Annotated in this window: 11 protein-coding genes; 5 read left to right on the forward strand and 6 right to left on the reverse strand. The window is 43.7% G+C overall.

Translation table 11 applies throughout. From position 1 onward, the window contains the following. Window positions 1–48 precede the first annotated feature (48 nt). Genes F6K46_RS06435 through F6K46_RS06445 form a run of 3 tightly spaced genes read right to left on the reverse strand, consistent with a single transcriptional unit; the run spans window position 49 to window position 3,595 of the window. Window positions 49–1,722, reverse strand: coding sequence for a methyl-accepting chemotaxis protein (locus F6K46_RS06435; protein ID WP_075899526.1), 1,674 nt, complete (start codon window positions 1,720–1,722; stop codon window positions 49–51). 23 nt (window positions 1,723–1,745) lie between these two features. Continuing rightward, window positions 1,746–3,098, reverse strand: coding sequence for a CheR family methyltransferase (locus F6K46_RS06440; protein ID WP_293054946.1), 1,353 nt, complete (start codon window positions 3,096–3,098; stop codon window positions 1,746–1,748). Between the two features lie 38 nt (window positions 3,099–3,136). Beyond that, on the reverse strand, window positions 3,137–3,595 hold the full coding sequence (locus F6K46_RS06445; protein ID WP_366510686.1) for a chemotaxis protein CheW: 459 nt from the start codon (window positions 3,593–3,595) through the stop codon (window positions 3,137–3,139). 170 nt (window positions 3,596–3,765) lie between these two features. Between F6K46_RS06445 and F6K46_RS06450 the strand changes: the two genes are divergently transcribed. Beyond that, window positions 3,766–3,897, forward strand: coding sequence for a hypothetical protein (locus F6K46_RS06450; protein WP_293054948.1), 132 nt, complete (start codon window positions 3,766–3,768; stop codon window positions 3,895–3,897). 645 nt (window positions 3,898–4,542) lie between these two features. Then, window positions 4,543–6,045 carry a mechanosensitive ion channel domain-containing protein gene (locus F6K46_RS06455; RefSeq protein ID WP_293054950.1) on the forward strand — a complete coding sequence of 501 codons (1,503 nt, stop codon included), beginning with the start codon at window positions 4,543–4,545 and terminating at the stop codon, window positions 6,043–6,045. Window positions 6,046–6,211: 166 nt separating this feature from the next. Here F6K46_RS06455 and F6K46_RS06460 read toward each other — a convergent pair whose 3' ends face one another. The 3 genes from F6K46_RS06460 to F6K46_RS06470 all read right to left on the reverse strand — a co-directional run bounded on the left by F6K46_RS06460 (window position 6,212) and on the right by F6K46_RS06470 (window position 12,206). Then, window positions 6,212–8,350 (reverse strand): CHASE2 domain-containing protein, encoded by a 2,139-nt coding sequence (locus F6K46_RS06460; protein WP_293054952.1) that lies wholly within the window; start codon window positions 8,348–8,350, stop codon window positions 6,212–6,214. 130 nt (window positions 8,351–8,480) lie between these two features. Beyond that, window positions 8,481–9,488 carry a DUF928 domain-containing protein gene (locus tag F6K46_RS06465; RefSeq protein WP_293116847.1) on the reverse strand — a complete coding sequence of 336 codons (1,008 nt, stop codon included), beginning with the start codon at window positions 9,486–9,488 and terminating at the stop codon, window positions 8,481–8,483. A 27-nt stretch (window positions 9,489–9,515) separates the two neighbouring features. After that, window positions 9,516–12,206, reverse strand: a complete 2,691-nt coding sequence (locus tag F6K46_RS06470) for a CHAT domain-containing protein (protein WP_293116850.1) — start codon at window positions 12,204–12,206, stop codon at window positions 9,516–9,518. 330 nt (window positions 12,207–12,536) lie between these two features. Between F6K46_RS06470 and F6K46_RS06475 the strand changes: the two genes are divergently transcribed. From F6K46_RS06475 to F6K46_RS06485, 3 genes are all read left to right on the forward strand, one after another. Continuing rightward, entirely contained in the window at window positions 12,537–16,739 is a 4,203-nt protein-coding gene (locus F6K46_RS06475; RefSeq protein WP_293116853.1) for a filamentous hemagglutinin N-terminal domain-containing protein, read from the forward strand. 429 nt (window positions 16,740–17,168) lie between these two features. Continuing rightward, window positions 17,169–17,330 carry a hypothetical protein gene (locus F6K46_RS06480; protein ID WP_158069483.1) on the forward strand — a complete coding sequence of 54 codons (162 nt, stop codon included), beginning with the start codon at window positions 17,169–17,171 and terminating at the stop codon, window positions 17,328–17,330. A gap of 761 nt (window positions 17,331–18,091) precedes the next feature. Beyond that, window positions 18,092–18,289, forward strand: a complete 198-nt coding sequence (locus tag F6K46_RS06485; RefSeq protein ID WP_293066673.1) for a hypothetical protein — start codon at window positions 18,092–18,094, stop codon at window positions 18,287–18,289. Window positions 18,290–18,381 lie beyond the last annotated feature (92 nt).

The raw sequence follows: 18,381 nt of genomic DNA on the forward strand, positions 1-18,381 counted from the left end.
AGTTTTACGTGATTAAAAAGCTGAAGGCTGACGGCTGACAGCTTACGTCTAAACTTGGAACACCGAAACTTCTGTTTGTAATCCTTGGGCAGTATCATCCAATCGTTCCAGAGCATTATTCGTATCTCTTAGAGAGTCAGCCGTTTGTTGTGAGGCTTCGCTTAATTGAACCATCGCCTCGCTAATTTGTTGAGCACTTTTTGATTGGTCTTCAACACTTTGATTCACCATCTCAAACCGGGGAGTCAGGCTCTGCACTTGCTCAATTACTTTAGCAATTTGTTCACTAATCTTGCCGACATTTTCGACACTAGTACTGACATCCTTGCTAAATTTATCCATTTCCATCACCCCAGTTGACACTGCTGATTGCATCTCTTTTACCATAGTCTCAATTTCTAGGGTAGCCACTGCCGTTTGGTCAGCTAGCCGCCGAATTTCCCGAGCCACAACCGCAAAACCAGCCCCATACTCTCCTGCTTTCTCCGCTTCAATGGCAGCGTTGAGGGATAGTAAATTAGTCTGATCGGCTACTTTAGTAATAGTGGTGACAACGCTACTGATATTATTGGCTTTTTCATTCATCACCCCCAGTTTGGCAGAAATAGAACTAGTAGCATTGGCTAAGTGACGCATGGTACTTTCCATACGCATCAGGTCTTGTTGACCATGGCTAGCAGCATCAGCAGTAATTTGAGACAGCTGAGCGAGTTGCTCCATAGTTTGAACTAATTCCCCAGAGGTATTGGCAATTTCTTGAGCTGTGCTTGTCACCTCGTTGGTGGAGGCTAATTGTTCGGTCATGGTTGCTTCTAATTGCTTACCAGAGGCAGCAATTTGGGTGGTGGAGCTAGTCATTTGGATACCAGACTGCTGCACCTTATAGATCAATGAATTAAGGTTTTCAGTCATCTTTTTGAGAGATTCCAGTAATTGTCCAATCTCATCCGTTGAGGTAATTTCCACCTTGGTACTCAGATTACCAGCCGAAACTTCTTCTGCTATATCTACTGCTTTGTTTAACGAATTAACAATATCGCGGGTGACAAAAATTCCAAAACCTAGAGTAGTACCAATGATTAAAATGAAAGCAATCAGTACGATGTTGATGGTACGCTTTTGGTCTTCTTTCGCAAGATTGGCTGAGTTTTGAGATAATGTAATAGCTCGCCGCAATAGACTCCTCATTTCTGCTTTCAGTTCTTCTGCGGACTTTTGCATCCGTTCTGCAGCAAATTCCGCTTGATCGGGTTGATTATCAACAACTAAACTGAACGCTTCTTCAGATTTATCACCATAACGATCATGCATTCTTTTATATAACTCTAATTCAGATTTAAAATCTGACCAGTAGTCTTTTTGCTGATTACTTAAGGCTTTTTTGATTTCACGTTTGAGGATGTTATCAACTTTTATAAGAGCGTCGTCCACTAATCCATCCCTTCGGTTGAACTCCGCTCTGGCTTCACTAAATGTGTTTCTAGCAGTGGTGCTTTCTGCATATCGGTAATTAAATCGAAAAGCTCGTTCAAAATTAACCCTCTGAGCAAGTTGACTTTCTTGCATTTCCGTCATGTGCTGGATAAGGGGAAGATCCTCTTCAGCTATCTTACCGATTTCATTCGCTAACTTTGACAGTCCTATCCAGCTAATTCCCCCCCCTAAAAGTATGGTCAAACTAGAGAAGATTAGTAGACCTAGTAGTTTAGTTGCAATTTTCATTTAATTCCAAGTAGCCCCTGTTGCTATTGACTTTTTAGGTTTTGTAGTCGTTGAATTCGCTGTCGGATTACCGTAGCTTTAGCCAGATCCCCACGATTTTCTTGAAGTAAAGCCAGATGAAAGAGTGCTTCGTAGGAATTCGGTTTCAGGTAAACCGCTTTCTGGAAGCATTGCTCAGCCTGCTCGTCATTGCCCAAGGCCTGATGGACTTCTCCGAGTAACACATAAGCCTCAGCACTAGTCAAATTTTGACTTAGGTAAGTTTGGCACAGTGTCACCGCTTCCTCCAAATTTCCTTGATTAGCTAATCTCCTAGCTTTTTCAAGCAAGGATTCTTGTCCCTTTTCAAGCTCCCTTTGTAAGCAGGATTGTTTGATTCCTTTAGACTGTCGATTAACCAGAGCAGAGGGGGAAGATGATCTTGTTTGGTATTCCTGGTCTTGCTCCTGGTCCTGGTTTTGCCCTTGTATTGGATAGAGAGAATGGATCAGCGTCACTGGGGACTTATGACTCGGGAGTGACGATGAGGTTTCCCAATTTCTCCTGCGCCCCTGTTGAGAGTTCCTGGTCTGGGGTTGTCTAAGATCTTTCACCTTCTGATAGGCAAAAGCAAAGGGATAGCGAACTGACACAAATCGATTGGTAGTTCTTACTCCTGTTTCAGCAGACCCCACAAACAGCAAACCTTTAGGCATTAATAAGCGATCTAAGAGTTGTATAGCACGGAACCGGGAAGATTTATCCAAATAAATCAATAAATTGCGGCAGAATATAATGTCATAGTTGTTCTGAGCCAAGCCCAAGGGGTCTAGAATATTACCATGCTTAAAATTAACGGTATTGCGCACCAACTGACATAATTCATAACCATCTGCTGTTTGCTTAAAATAGCGTTTTTGTTGCTGTAGTTGGTTGCCCCGAAAGGAATTCCTGCTGTAGAGAGCACGTCGAGCTTTGTGCAATGCTTCCTTGCTGATATCAATAGCATCGACTCGAAACTGATTAGGAGTCAAACCCGCATCCAGCAAGGTCATAGCAATGGAGTAAGGTTCTTCTCCTGTAGAACAGGGTATACTTAACACCCGCAGCATGGAGTGGTTGGGGTTGGGCAACCACTCAGATATGACGTAACGACTCAGAAACCCAAAGGGTTTTCTGTCCCGGAAAAACCAAGTCTCTAAGACAACGACCGTTTCAATCAGTGATTCGAGTTCTTGAGGTGAGGTTTGCAGTTGTTGCAGATACGTTTGCTGATCCGGTAAGCCACAAGCCAATCGTCTGGTTTCTATCGCTCTAGCAATCTGCCTAGAACCAATAGTACTGCCATCCAAACCGATTTTCTTTCTTAGTAAAGCCTCAATAGTCGCCTGAATCATTACTATTAGTTAGTTAGTTGTTAGTTAATTGGTAGTTTTTAATTTTCTGCTCCAGGTAATAAGTATATCTGTTGGGACTCCGATAACAAATACTCTAGCCGAATTCGTTGGATCATGCCTTTTTCATCCATAATCATTTCTCCTAAATAAGGAGCGTCATTTATTTTTACTCCGGCATCGACCCACTCAGTATCTGGTTTGTTTAAGGTTTCTGTGATTCTTTCTGACATCAAACCGATGCAGTAATGAGTATTATTTTTGGCAATATAATTGACCATTATAATCCGTGTGCTTAAGTGGGAGCAGCTGGGAGTACCTTGAATTAAATGGCACAGATCGATGACTGGCACAATTGCACCTCGGTAGTTAAACAAACCAGCCACATAGTCAGGAGCTTGGTGTATTTTTCGGAGGTTGACTCTGGGAATTACCTCCACGACCTGAGAACTATCCAGGGCATAAAGGTCATTTCCTACATAAAAAATCAACATTAACATCGGTTAATTGATGGGAAAATTAGTGGGAATTGATATAACGATATTTAACATCATTTAGCCTCTAAATTTCTGAGTGCTCAAACCCCTAATTAGCTTTTATACCAATCCTAAATGAATTGTGAGAATTTTTGTTCCCAGATCCGCTGTTCCCGTCTTGATGCAAAGCGCGAGTGGGGGAAACCACGGCAGTCGCTCATGGGGGAGACCCCCAAGACCGCGCTGCCTTCCCAAGACCGCGCTGCATCGCTACTCCCTACTCCCTGTTCCCAGATCCGCTGTTCCCTGTTCCCTTTGGTATATGAACTAGATTATGAAGTAAATGTGAAGCTATGGTCATAGTGTGAAGATAATCTGGTTTTTATGAAAAAAATATGAAATTTATATGAATATAATGTGAACTAAACCAGGCTCATCGCAATTCGGGAAATTACGGCTACACATCAATTTGATCCATCTCGCCAGAGGCTAGACCGGCTTTTGCACAAGTTGCTCCGTTGGACTTGGAGCAAGCAGATTGACCCTAGGGCGTGTTTTCTTGCCTCGGAGATCCCCCATTATCCCCCTTAAAAAAGGGGGACGAGCGAGTATGGCTCCCCCCTTTTTTAAGGGGGGCTGGGGGGGATCATAATCTTGCGGAAAACTTTGAAAACACGCCCTAGCCTGCTACAGGGGATCTACTGAGTATCCAAGACCTTCACTGTTAGTTCACGCTTCTAGGGGCTATAAGAATTGGGGTGCAATGGTTTCAGGAATTGGGCGTAGTTCCACCCCCTCTTACCTGAAATCCATATCTGTCAAGGGATTTGAGCTCTTAATATTTACTTTATAAATTAGCTCTTAAGTGCTTTAATTATATTAAACTTAACAGCTGTTCGCGTAGCGTGCGCGTAGCGCATTAGCTGACCGCTGCATGGTGACAATTTGATTGAGTAATAAATAACTGAATTATGGCTGTGATTTTTGAATGGCTTAGCAAAGTCTGGAACATCGTCTCGAAAGTCTTTACCACCAAGCTGTTTCAGCTGGGCACCCAAGAGTTGTCTCTGATTATGATAGTCCAACTCATAGTAATGGCTATCGTTACCTTATATATAGCTCGTAAACTTCAGGACCTGATTAAGCGTCGGGTGCTAACTCGCTTGGGGTTAGATCGTGGGACTCGCGAAGCATTGTCCTCCCTGATCGGCTATGTTCTAACTGTCATAGGATTTTTTATTGTTCTGCAAACGGCTGGGATTAACCTCAGTTCCCTGATTGTTTTTGCAGGGGCAATGGGTATTGGTTTAGGCTTCGGACTTCAGAATTTAACCGCCAACTTTATCAGTGGTCTGGCGATTCTGTTTGAAAAACCAATTAAGGTGGGAGACTATGTCAAAGTTGATGAACTTTCAGGAACTGTAGAAAAAATCTCGATTCGTTCCAGCACTATCCGCACTAATGATGGGGTATTTGTTATTGTTCCGAATACTAGTTTCCTGGAAAACAATGTAGTTAACTGGACTTATCAAGATCCTAGAGCTAGGCTCAGAATTCCTGTTGATGTTCCCGATGAAAGCGATCCAGTCATGGTCACAGAGGTACTGTTAAAAGCGGCTCGCAAAGAACCAGAAGTTTTACCATCCCCTGCTCCTGAAGTATATTTTAAAGGGTTTGGAGACGGCATGGATTTTGAACTCTTAGTATGGATCGACAATCCACCAAATATGGAATCAATTCAGAGTAGTTTGTATTATCTGATAGAAGAACAACTTCGTGAGCAGGGAATCGAGCACGCCGAGCCTCAGAGAGACCTGTATATCCGAAATCTGAAGGACTTAGAATTTCTGGTACAAAAACCTCAACAAACACCTCAACAAACTGGTGCTGCTAACGGCTCATATTCTCAAGAAGAATACCTCTATAACAAAGCTGTAGCCGCTGCCAAAAAAAACAAAGTAAAAGCTAACTCTAGAGGAAAATTGACCCTGCGGGATCTCTTGCGGAAGGTGAGTTACTTTGAAAAGTGTAGCGATAGCGAGCTGCGACATATAATTCAGCAAGGATATCGTCAAATGCTCAAAGCAGAGGATATAATCTGTGAAGAAAACGACCCAGGGGATTCATTTTATATTATTCTATCTGGCTTAGTTGAAGTCTTTGTGGAATCAAGGGGAAAACGGATTGCCATCCGCAAGCCAGGGGAATTTATTGGAGAGATGTCTTTGCTTCTGGGTACCCCCCGTACCGCTACTCTTCGCGCCCTAGAAGACACGATTCTGTTTGTGGTAGACAGGGAAAATTTAAAGAGTCTTTTGGTAAAGCACAAAGATTTAGCTGACCAAATTTCCGAAGAATTATTCAAACGTAAGGAGACCCTAGAGAAATTAGGAATAACGGTAGGTGTAACAGAGGAAAAAGAGAGTGGAACCAATCAGATTCGCCAACGCATTCAATCACTATTTGGGATTTGATAGGTTTGTTGGTAATGATTTGACAACTTGGTTTCTAAGTTTGGGTGCATCGCGCTGTATCGCTTTTGCAATTAGGCAAAAATTCTAAGAAAATTCCAAGACTTCCAACACTTCCAAGACTTTCAACACTTCGCCTTCTTTGTTACAAATATGAGATGCACCCTTGCTATTTCTGGGTAAACCGCCACACCCCATCCCAATTCTGCGGTACCCCTTGCACCATTAATTGATTAATTCGGTCTACATACAATAATGCTGTCTTATCGTTAGGATTGACAGCTAACACTTGATTAAAACACGCTTTAGCTTTTTCAAATTCTTGAGTTCGGTAGTACTCTATAGCGAGCTCAAATTCTGACTGGGTTGTTAACTTTAATTCCCTAACTTGTTCAGGCTCTCCTTCCAAGATTTCATAAACAGCAATTGGTTCATTTTTTCCTTTAACAATTGCTCGATCAAGAAACCGAATCTGGTATTGACTAGGATTACTCAATTGCTCTAAAGCTTGCTCGGAGATTAACAAAGACACGCCATAAAATTTAGTTAACCCTTCTAAACGAGCAGTTAAGTTAACATTATCAGAGAAAGCATCCCCTTGCATCCGAAATGTCTCTCCTACCATTCCCACCATCATCTGACCCACATGAATGCCAATCCCTACTTTAATTGGTAGATAGCCTTTGGCAATACGTCTGTGATTGTATTCTTCCACTCTGATTTGCTTGGCAATTCCCGCTGCTACTGCCTCATCGGTGCCATCAGGGAAAACAGCCATTATACCATCTCCGAGAAACTTGACGATAAAGCCGTTTTGATTGCGAATCTCGGGACTGACACGCTTGAGGTAAGCATTAACAAAGTCGAAGTTTTCCTTCGGGGTCATGGTTTCTGAAAGGGTAGTGAAAGAGCGAATATCTGAGAACATGACCGCCATTTCTTTACTGACGTGGTTCCCCAGATATACATCAAGAATAGTGTCTTTTTGAAGAAAGTTAAGATATTCAAAGGGAACAAATCTGCTATAGGACGTATTGGTTTTTTCTAATTGCCGGTGAGCTTCTTGCAATAGTTTATGTTGTTTTTCTAATTCCCGATAGGACTGTTTGAGGTTGTTCCAAAGTGTGGTACTAATACTGACAACTGCAGCACTGATAACGGTAAACAAGGGTGTAAATATTGGAATCAACCAGCCAAATAAAAAGGCAATATAGGAACTGGTAATAATAATAACTCCGGCTATAAGGGTGCCAACTCCAGTTACCCATCGCCTACGGACATACATGGCTCCAAGGGTAGCACTATATCCAGACCAGAACACTATCCATAGCCAATTCAGGGATTTGACTGATGCTCGAAGCATGGGACGACCTTCATTAGCTGCACTCAAAATCTGGCTGCTGATATTGGCGTGAATTGCTATACCTGGTATTAATTCAGTGGGAGTTAGTAAGGTACTATTGTAGGGAGTGAGGTGATTGTCATTGAGACTTGGGGCTTTTGCCCCTAACAAGACAATGCGATCGCTCATCAAATTTGGGGGAATGCGATTGTCGAGAACATCAGTCATGGAGATAGTCAAAAAGCTCTCCTCACCGCCCCGATAGTTCAATAAGATTTGGTATCCTCCCATCTCTGCTTTGCTGTACTCTCCATCATTACTGGAGAGGGGGAAAAACTTGGCTTTACCTAAACCGTATATCTTTTTATCGGGATTGATCGGCTCAAGTTTAATACCGTCTTGTGCCAAATACATTAGCGCTAGTTTCACACCAAATCCTTGCTTACGGGTACCATCAGGTTTGCCCAGGAGAATGATCCCTCGCCGGATTTTGCTATCCCCATCGAGCAGGACGTCGTTAGCTGCTACCTGACTCAATTTATCCAGCACTGGTGGCGCTGCAATGGGGTTGCCAGCAATTTTCTCAATTCCGATCACATTTGGGGTAGAGTTGAAAACTTCTACCAGTTCATCATGTCCAGGTTCAACCACTAGGTCTCGATAAATATCAATTCCAATCGCTCTTGGTTGCTGGGCTTTGATATTCCGAATTAGCTGAGCCATAACCCGATCTGACATCGGCCATTGCTTAACATATTTGATATCGGGTTCATCAATGGTGACCAGGACAATGCGCTCGTCAACAGATTCTTTTGGACGCAGCCGAAATAATTGGTCTTGGCTTGCCCATTCCAGCATCCGAAACAGTCCAGCATTGCTTCCTAAAATCACCAATCCTGCTATACTCGGCGCGATTAATAGGACTGTTCCCCACTGTTGAATCTGTTGTTTTACGGTTTGCCACATTTGGCTTTAATGTTGGTTATTTTGTTGAGGTTGTGTTTTTATAGTATTCCCTCAAAGGTTGCTGAGAATTGCTATATCAAATGGCGATTAGTTTCCTAGCTAATCCCTTAAACTGACAACTTCTCAAGAATTACAACTGCTCTCCCATCGGCTGAGATGCGATCGCATCTAGTCCCACTTGTTCGAGTAAATCTTTCCACTCATTGGCCAGGGTTGTATTGTCAGGATCCAACCGTTGAGCAGTCACTAAAACCTCTAGGGTATCGTACCATATTCCCGCCTTAGCATATTCAGTAGCCAACGCGATCGCGGACTTGGATGACCCTTGGTCACTCACCGTTGATTTTACCCGTTTAACCCACCCACTTACTGAATAATTATCAGGTCGCAGGATACCGTCTGGTTCAATGGGTGCCAAGTACCAGAGGTAGTTTTGACCAATCTTTAATTCTGGTGCTGCTTCTGGTAGGGTAATACTAATCACTCCTTCCTGGCCAGAACTTTTGAGGGTTGTGTGATATTGGGAATTACCCTGTTCATCTTGCAAACTGAAAAAAACCTCAGTTGCTCCCAGGGCGGGCATATAAACAAATAGAGTTGGACGGGGTGATACGGTGTACCCGTGTTTTGTGGGTGGAAGCAATGCGGTTAGGGGGAGTTTACTACCTCTCGAACCCCCACCGATGCTAGTTCTGGGGCTAGCCGAGTCTCCGGGTAGGTCAAATTCTACATCCCCTCTCGAACCCCCACCGATGCTAGTTCTGGGGCTGGCGGATTCTCCGGGTAGGTCAAATTCTACATTTCCTCTCGAACCCCCACCGATGCTAGTTCTGGGGCTAGCCGAGTCTCCGGGTAGCTCAAATTCTACATTTCCTCTCGAACCCCCACCGATGCTAGTTCTGGGGCTAGCCGAGTCTCCGGGTAGCTCAAATTCTACATTTCCTCGCACCCCTCCACCGACACTGGTTTTGGGAACTTCCTCATCTGAGGGGAAATCAAATTCCAGACTGATGCGATAATCTCGGGGTAGAATTTCCCCTTCTTTAACTGATGGAGTTGCCTGGAGTGCAGTTGATGCCAAGATCAATGCTCCAGTTACTGTTGCTGATAAGAGAGTTTTACAAATAAACTTATTCATGTTATAATATACCTCTAAATTATTCTTCTATAACCAATTCCCTACTAATACAAAGGATGCCCAAAAATAGGGATGTTTATATAATGGATCTTGACGCAATTTCAGTTGTGCTTGTTGCAGCGCTTCAGCCTTAGTCATGGACGGCTTAGTCTGAATCAGGCCCTGATAAAATTCTTTCATTAAGTTAGTGGTTGATTCGTCGCTGACTGACCAGAGACTACCTAAAGTGCTGTGAGCTCCTGAACGTAACGCAAATCCTGCTAATCCTAGGGTGGCACGATTATCCCCTGCTGCAGTTTGACAGGCACTCATTACCAGTAATTCTATAGGTTCGAGAATTCCTAATCGTCTTTTTTGGAATAGTAAATCGAAATCTTTAATGCCAATTCGGTCATTCCAGGTGAGTAGGAATGTTTCCTTTGGGTTAGAACTGAATTGACCGTGAGTAGCTAGGTGAACAATGGGAAAGGGGGTGCTATCAATTGCAGTTTGGAAGGTAGTGCGGGTAAATTCCTGATTGAGTAAAACGTCTGTAGTAACTTTATCCGTAATTTCTTGGACTTCTCCAGCCACACCAGGTAAACCAGTATAGCCTTGGCGAGCTTCGGTCAACCCAGCCACTAAGACGTTCAGTTCAACTCTCTGAAGTCTTTGAGGAAAAAGTTGTAACCCAGGAGAGATAGCAATACTATAGTTTTCGATCAGATACTGTTTACCATCGTAGAGAGCTGCCATGGGCAAATTTCGCAAGAACCCATCTGGCACGAATACCAAGGTTTTAATGTTACTGTTTGCCAGTTCTACTTCTGCCGGTCGGATCAGCCAGTCATATATTTGCTCAGACAGTCGCAACCGCTCATTATTGGGATAACCAGGAGACATAGATGAGTAAACTTGTCTTAGTCTAGCTTTGACTTTGTCCTCTGGTAGAAGAGTAGTGTAGTGGCTTAGAGGTTGATTGGGGAGCGAAAGGATGACTTCTATGCGATCGCTTAAAATAATTGGATAAATTACAGCAGCTTCGACATCAATTTCATCAATGACAATCGGCTCAGTGTCTAAACAAGCATCTCGAAAATAGTTATCTAACTCTGCCAGTTGCAACGCTTCAATCACTTCACGAGCTTTTTTGAGGTTAGACTGGCTAACCGCCCCTTTTTTGAGCCCAGCTTGAGAGGGAGTTAATAACAGGCTGACTAAATCTCGATAAATCGGTTCGATACTTTCTTGGAATTTAAATTGCACATCAGGATTAATGGCAACTAAGTCACTCCTTAGGGATTGAAGGTTATTGTAGGCAGTTTCATAAGCCGCGATCGCGCCAGGGATATCCCCTTGCTGTTTCAGAATCTGCCCCAGTTGTGTTGCCGCAAGAGCAATAATATCTCCTGCATTAATAGTTTGAGCTATCTGTAGAGCTTTCTCTGTCAGACTTTGAGCATCCTCCCACTGCTGATTTTGTTGATAAAGCTTAGCCAGTTGATTCAGAGAATAAGCTTCAGCGCGGGCATCTTGGAGTTGTCTAGCTTCTTGAATGGCTATTGCCAATACGTTAGCAATTTTTTGGGTAATTTTTTGGGCAATTTTTGGAGCAATTTTAGAGGTATATGATAGTTGAATAGCTTCCTTTTCGCTATTTTTTAGCTTAATCATACTTTCTGCTAGATTCACTCTAGCATAGATTGCCAATCGACTAGGAGGTAGCTTGGAGAGGTTTGACTCAATAGTTGGAATTAACGACAGTGCCTTATCCCATTTTTTTACCGTAACTAAAAGACTGAGTTGATTGAGTTGTGCCTGCACTTGGGTAATGCCATCTGGTGCTAATTTAGCCGCCTCTTGGTAGTATGTCCAAGCCACATCATATCGTTGTAAGTCTCTAGCAACATTGCCAATACTAAGGAGAGTAGGGCTAGTATCCTCAGGGGAATTAAATTGCTTGCTAATTGCCCAACTTTGTTCTAATAGTTTCTTTGATTGGAGTAAATCACCAGCAACTTGTAGTGCAATGCCCAAACTTCTCAAGCCATCAGCTTTCAGTAGGGTATCCGGTTGATTTTCAAGGTCTGTGACCAGTTGCTCTAAGAGATTTCTTGCCCGTCGATACTGCCCTAAAAATTGCCAGGCTTGGGCTTGATTGATTTGGCTGATTATTTTTCCCGTTTCATCCTTAGCCCTAGCATAAGTAGCTTCCGCTTGCTCCCAGGTTTCCAAAGCAGTTTTGGTTTGTCCTTGTGCCAGTTGCAGGCTTCCTTGGGTATTCAAGGCTTGAGCCAGAAGCAGAATGCCCTTTGAATCTAGTTTCTCAACACTTTGCAGTATGGTTAGACTTTCCGCGATCGCGACTTGAGCTTGCTCCCATTGTCCCAATTCTTGCTGAGCTAAGGATAAATAGTTAAGGGCTTGGGCTTGGTTAAAACTTGCTCCATTGGATGCATAAGCTCTTGCGGCTTGTTGCCAGAGGGTAGCAGCTTCAAAGAATTGTCCAGCTTGATAGTGTTCTTTTCCCTGTTGCAGCAGTGCTGACGGATTGGACGAGTATTGGACAACTGCTCCTGGTGAGGAGGTTGGGGAATTGGACTGATAGGCAATAGCAGGTAGATTTGTGATTAGTAGCCAAAGGGCTAGAGGGAGATGGCAAGGAATCACTAGCCATCCCTTAAGGAATAGTCGCTGTTGTTGAGTGTTTTGGTAAATTATCGCCATAGCTTTGCTCATCCTGTCGTGGAAGTCCTTCAGCGCTGATTGAGGAAAAAAGACTTTCGCTGGTTTTGTGTACCTAAACGTTTAATGTGAAGTTAAGATGAATTTATTATCATTTATATTAAAAATACTTTAAAAAATTAATTTAACACATTAATTTGTTTGTGTCTTTGGTAAAGTTTTGTTGAATAACCTTGTTATTGTGTTAATTAATCATAATTGTCTACTTTATTTTTTTTAATTATGAGTTAATATCGGTATAATTATTAGGTAATAGCTAACCCTTTTCTCACACAAAAATAACCCCTAAAGTCATGAATAGCAGCCCTCTACGGTACAGCAAAAATGTTTTTTTGGTACTCAAAACTCCCAATCTTATTAATATCTAGCACAGCTTGGGCAGTTTTTCATACTGCTGCTCACTCCCAGATTATACGCGATGAGACCTTGGGGGTAGAACACTCAATTGTTACTCCCCAAGAATTTCGAGACTTAATCGAAGGCGGAGCTATTCGAGGCAGTAACCTGTTCCACAGTTTCCTGGAATTTAATGTCAATGAAGGACAAAACGTCTACTTTGCCAACCCCAATGGTATAGCTAATATCCTCACTCGTGTCACAGGAGGGAGTCGATCACAGATATTCGGCACCTTGGGAGTAGATGGCCCAGCAAATCTCTACTTAATTAATCCCAATGGCATTCACTTTGGCAACAATGCTCGATTGGATGTAGCTGGCTCATTTATTGCTACCACAGCTGATGGCATTAAATTGGGTCAACAGGGACTGTTCAGTGCCACAGAACCAGAAAAAAGTAACTTACTGACTATCCAACCTGGTGCGTTCTTTACTAATGCCCTACGTCAACATCAAGCTCAAATACGGAATCAGGGTAACTTAGCTGTTGGTAGTGGGCAAGGGTTAGTGTTGTCGGGAGATTTAGTTACTAGCACAGGTTCGTTAGTAGCACCGGGGGGAATAGTTAAGATTAATGGCTCTCAAATTGGCTTATGGAATAATTCCACTATCGATGTATCCTCCCCAAACGGTGGAGGGACGGTTTTAATTGGTAGTCAACAGACTAACCGAAGCTACATTGCCCCTAATGTCGAGATTAGTGCCAATGCGATCGCAAAAGGCAATGGCGGTAGAGTTATCCTCCAAGCAGATCAGATCACAGGATTTTACGGCACCATCAGCGCTCGTGGGGGAACAATTTCCGGCAACGGCGGCTTTATCGAAGTCTCTGGTAAGGAAAACCTGATTTTTCGGGGGAATGTGGATACCAGTGCCGTGAATGGCTTTCCTGGCACCTTATTACTAGACCCTAGAGATATTATTATTGCTAGTGGGACAGGGAATCAAACAGTAGATGACCTTGATTCCTTGAGCCAGTTGACTGATGGAGGAACCACCACTATCTATGAGTCAACCTTAGAGCAGTTGTCTGGGAATACCAATATTGTCTTAGAAGCTACCAATGATATTCTCCTAGAAGACCTAGCCGATGACTCCCTAGACTTAGCATCAGGCATTGGGGCAGTAGTATTTACAGCTGATGCTGACAGGGATGGGGTAGGAAACTTTGTGATGGCAGATACTGTCTCGGACACTATCCGTACCAATGGACGCAGCATTGCTATATCTGGTGCGAATTTAACCATCGGGAATATTGATACATCTATTCCCCAAGTAGCAGATGCCGGACAGTCGATCACGAATGCCAAAATCGTCAGTAATTCCCCCGGTGTTCCCTTAGAGAGTATATCAGGAACCATCGCCAACGTCGCTGATGTAGATATCTACCAAATTTTCCTAACCGGGGGGGAAACTTTCTCAGCTACTACCGTTGAGGGGACAGAGGTAGCTACTCAGTTATTTTTATTTGATGCAGGTGGTTTCGGGATTTATAGCAATGATAATGATGCCAATTGTGGAGGTTGCTTGCAATCGACCTTACCCGCTGGTAATCCCTCATCCCCCACTGCACCAGGGATTTATTATTTAGCCATCAGTGGCTTCGGAATAGAACCAGTGAGCGAGGGAGGACAGATTTTTTCAAATCCAATCTTCCCATTTTCTCTTTTTGTGGATGGATCTACCAGTGTAGATCAAGCAACACCAACAGGCGGGAGTTTTCCTTTAAGTAATTGGGACAATATTAGGGGATTTGACCTGGGTAACTATACCATTGCTCTGACTGGTGTGGAAGCGCCCTCGGCTACCTTTACTGAATCAGCTAGCTTACCGGAAACTGTCAATAGTGGTTCGATTACCTTAAATGCGACTAATGGTGGCATTACAGCCGGTAATCTGAATACTGCTGCTGTTGATGGTGAAGGAGGAAACCTTACCCTAACCGCTAAAGACAATATTACCTTTGAGGATAGCTCGATTACTACAGCAGGGAGTTTTGGCAGTGGCAATATCAATTTCTCCAGTCGCAACCTATTCTTAACAAACGGTACTATCCTAGATGCTAGTACTTCCGGAAGCAAGGACGGAGGGAATGTAACGATTACCGCTACAGATACTGTAGCTATTGAATCGTTGAGTTTATTACAATCTAATGCCAAGCAGGGAGCCACTGGAGATGGAGGAATCATCACCATTGATACCGAAGCATTGAGGGTACGGGATGGGGTACTGATAATTAGTGACACCTTTGGTCAGGGGGATGGAGGTACCCTAAGAATACAAGCTACTGATGTAGAGGTTAGGGAAACTTCACTGTTGTCTGTGAATGTTAACTCATCAGCAACAGGCAATGGTGGAGATTTAACTATTGATACCCAAAGCCTGAGGGTAAGGGATGGGGCGCAGATCAGCAGTTCTACCAATAGTTCAGGCAACGGTGGTACAGTAAGAGTACGGGCTACTGAGGTAGAGGTTAGTGGAAGTGCTATTGGGTTCAGTAGCGGCTTGTTTAGTAGCGTTATCCCAAACGCTACAGGGAATGGGGGGACGTTGACCATTGATACCCAACGGCTGACAGTGAGGGATGGAGCACAGATAAGTAGTGCTACCTTTGGTCAAGGCAATGGCGGTACCCTAACGGTAAGGGCTACTGATGTAGAGCTGATGGGGATTTCAGCGGATGGCCAGGCTACTAGCGGCTTGTTTAGCAGTGTTCAACCAGAAGCTATAGGGGATGGGGGACTTTTGACCGTTGATACCCAGAAGCTGACGATCTCCGATGGTGCGGAGGTACGGAGTGCTACCTTTGGCAACGGAGATGCTGGTAATCTCGAGATTAAGGCTACTGAGAGCATTACCCTCTCTGGGGTTAGTCCCGTCGGTGGTCGCAGAGGTGGTCAATCCAGTCGCATCTCTGCCAACACCGAATCTATGGCTACAGGGAGTGGTGGGGATATTACGATTAATACCCCTACTACACGCCTAGATAATGGGGCAGTTATTAGCGCTAGAAGCCGTAGTAACTTTCCTGGTGGTGAAATTACTGTGAATGGAGACACTCTATCATTAACCGATGGAGCTCAAATTCTCACCTCTGGCTCCAGTGGCGGTGATGCTGGCAGTATTACCATCAATGCAACTGATACAATCACCCTCTCTGGCATTGACCCTACCTACAATGACCGATTAGCAATATTGGGAGCAGACAGAGTTGACCCAGATGGGGAAGCCAGTGCGATCGCATCGAGAGCAATAGGAGATGGGCAAGCGGGTTCGATTAACCTCAATACCAAGACATTTATCCTTCGCGATCAAGCCCTAGCAACGGTCAGTAGTACTGGTACCGGTGTTGCTGGCACCTTGGAAGTAAATGCCAATTCCATCCAACTCGATAATGGTTCCCTCAATGCCGAAACTACTGCTGGAGACGAAGGAAATATTACCCTGTCTGATGCCCAGCTTGTAGTCTTACGCAACAACAGTACCATCACTACCAACGCCCGTGAGAGTGCCACTGGTGGGAATATCACCATCACTACCGACTTTTTGGTAACCCTAGAGAATAGTGATATTACTGCCAATGCCATATTGGGACGCGGGGGAAATATTACTATTACTGCCATTGGAATTTTTAGCGATCGCACTAGTGAGATTACCGCTTCTTCTCAACTCGGTATTGATGGCACCGTCAACCTTAATACCCCAGATGTCAATCCTGCCCAAGCCCTAGCCAAGCTTCCTGGAGATGTGGTAGATACCAGCAATCAAATTGTGACTAGTTGTGCAGCCGTAGATGGGAATAGTTTTGTGGTCACTGGAGGAGGAGGACTCCCGGCTGACCCAACTGGGGTGTTGCGGGGTCAGGTGGTGGTACCCGATTTACGGTTAATGGTCGATGAAGGAAATACACAAGGCAATACACAACCAGTCAAGAGGAGGAAAACCCGGAGTTCCCTCAGAAGAAGACTACAGTATCACCACGACCGTGATCAAACAGCCATGACGAATCAGAAATTACCGATCATTGAAGCCCAAGGGTGGATCATTAATGACCAGGGAATTGTCGAGTTGGTGGCCTATCCTACCCAAATTAGCCATGGGAGTTGGTTTAATCATCAGGGCTGCTTGTAAGTAGTCAGACACAACTAAAACTGAATCAAAATTTACCCTAAGTCTAGGATAATTTCAACTAGTTTTGAGGTGCGACCCTAGGCCGGGGAACCCGGCCTAGGGCGTGTTTTCAAAGTTTTCCGCAAGATTATGATCCCCCCCAGCCCCCCTTAAAAAAGGGGGGAGCCATACTCGCTCGTCCCCCTTTTTTAAGGGGGATAATGGGGGATCTCCGAGGCAAGAAAACAGGCCCTAGGAGGCGCGCACCTAAACGGAAAATTAATTTCTATTAGCGATGCAGCGCGGTCTTGGGGGTTCCCCCCACTCGCGCTTTGCATCAAGAAACGAAAAAACTTGTTCAGGTAATCTCTGCTAAACTAGTAGATGGTTAAGCCAAGCAATTAATTGAATTTAACGATGGCTATGAATACCGAACAAACCAAGAATTCAATGAACAAAAACAACGGGTCAACAGACCAGTTGGTGTCAGAAAACGCTGACTTGAGAACTCTAACGGATCAGGAAATAAAACTAACCGATGACGACCTTGAACTAACCGATGAAAAGCTTGAAGAAGCAGTGGGTGGATACTTTAATCCTCCCGCTTTCTAGAAGGTAAGCTAATGGGCTACGCCCACGCTACGCGAACAGCTAATGCGCTACGCCCACGCTGCTTGAGGTGCCGTCAGCCGTTGGCCACCCTAGGCCAATTGTGAGGCTACTGTTTGCGCAGCGTGGGCGTAGTGCAATCGGTGATGCGCGAATAAGCGATGCAGCAAGGGAACAGGGGAGGCAGTTCCCCAGACTTTCAATTCTCATTAATCTTGAACTCTTAAATTCTCCCAAATGAGGTTTATTTTAAGCTAACCGCTGACAGCATTAGGCTGGCTGATTACGTTTAATTAATTATCACGTCTGCAATAGCAAAGTGGGGCAGGGTAGGCTCTTTACATACAGCCTACCCTGCTTTGTATTAGAATTATCATTAATTATGATTATCACCTGAGTTCGACATCAGCAACTTTATCCAGGAGATTTTCCAGTTAATTAGGGCTCTAAAGAACTTGCTGTGTAAAAATGTTATGAAATAATTAACATAAATTTTGATCACTGTATTAATAAATATTACTTATACTAAAACCCTTACTGCTCCCTGGTCTGTCGTCCTCACAATTAAGTTTAATTTTGTCCGACTACTTACAATGATGGCATCCTTGTAAGTATATAGGTCTTATTGAAAACTATTTATCTTTATTTTACCATAATTCTATCAAATTATTACCCCACATTATTTTTGGAATCCTTGTATCCGCATCAGGTAATCTCTGCTAAACTAGTAGATATTGAAGTCAAGCAATTAATTGAATTTAACGATGGCTATGAATACCGAAGCAACCAATAATTCACTGAAAAAAAACAACGATTCAACAGACCAGTTGGTGTCAGAAAACTCTGACTTTGAAAGTCTAACGGATCAGGAAAACAAACTAACAGATGGCGACCTTGAACTAACCGATGACAACCTTGAAGAAGCAGTTGGTGGCATAAGATTCTTTGTCCCTTCAGCTTAATCATCAGCATTGAATCCCATGGCTCCATGTATTTCTCTAAGGTCTATTAATCACCCGAGTTAGACTTAGGCATAGACACTTTGCCTTCTAGA

Origin of the sequence: Moorena sp. SIO3E8, from assembly GCF_010692445.1 — a bacterium.
In the GTDB taxonomy this organism is placed as follows: domain Bacteria; phylum Cyanobacteriota; class Cyanobacteriia; order Cyanobacteriales; family Coleofasciculaceae; genus Moorena; species Moorena bouillonii.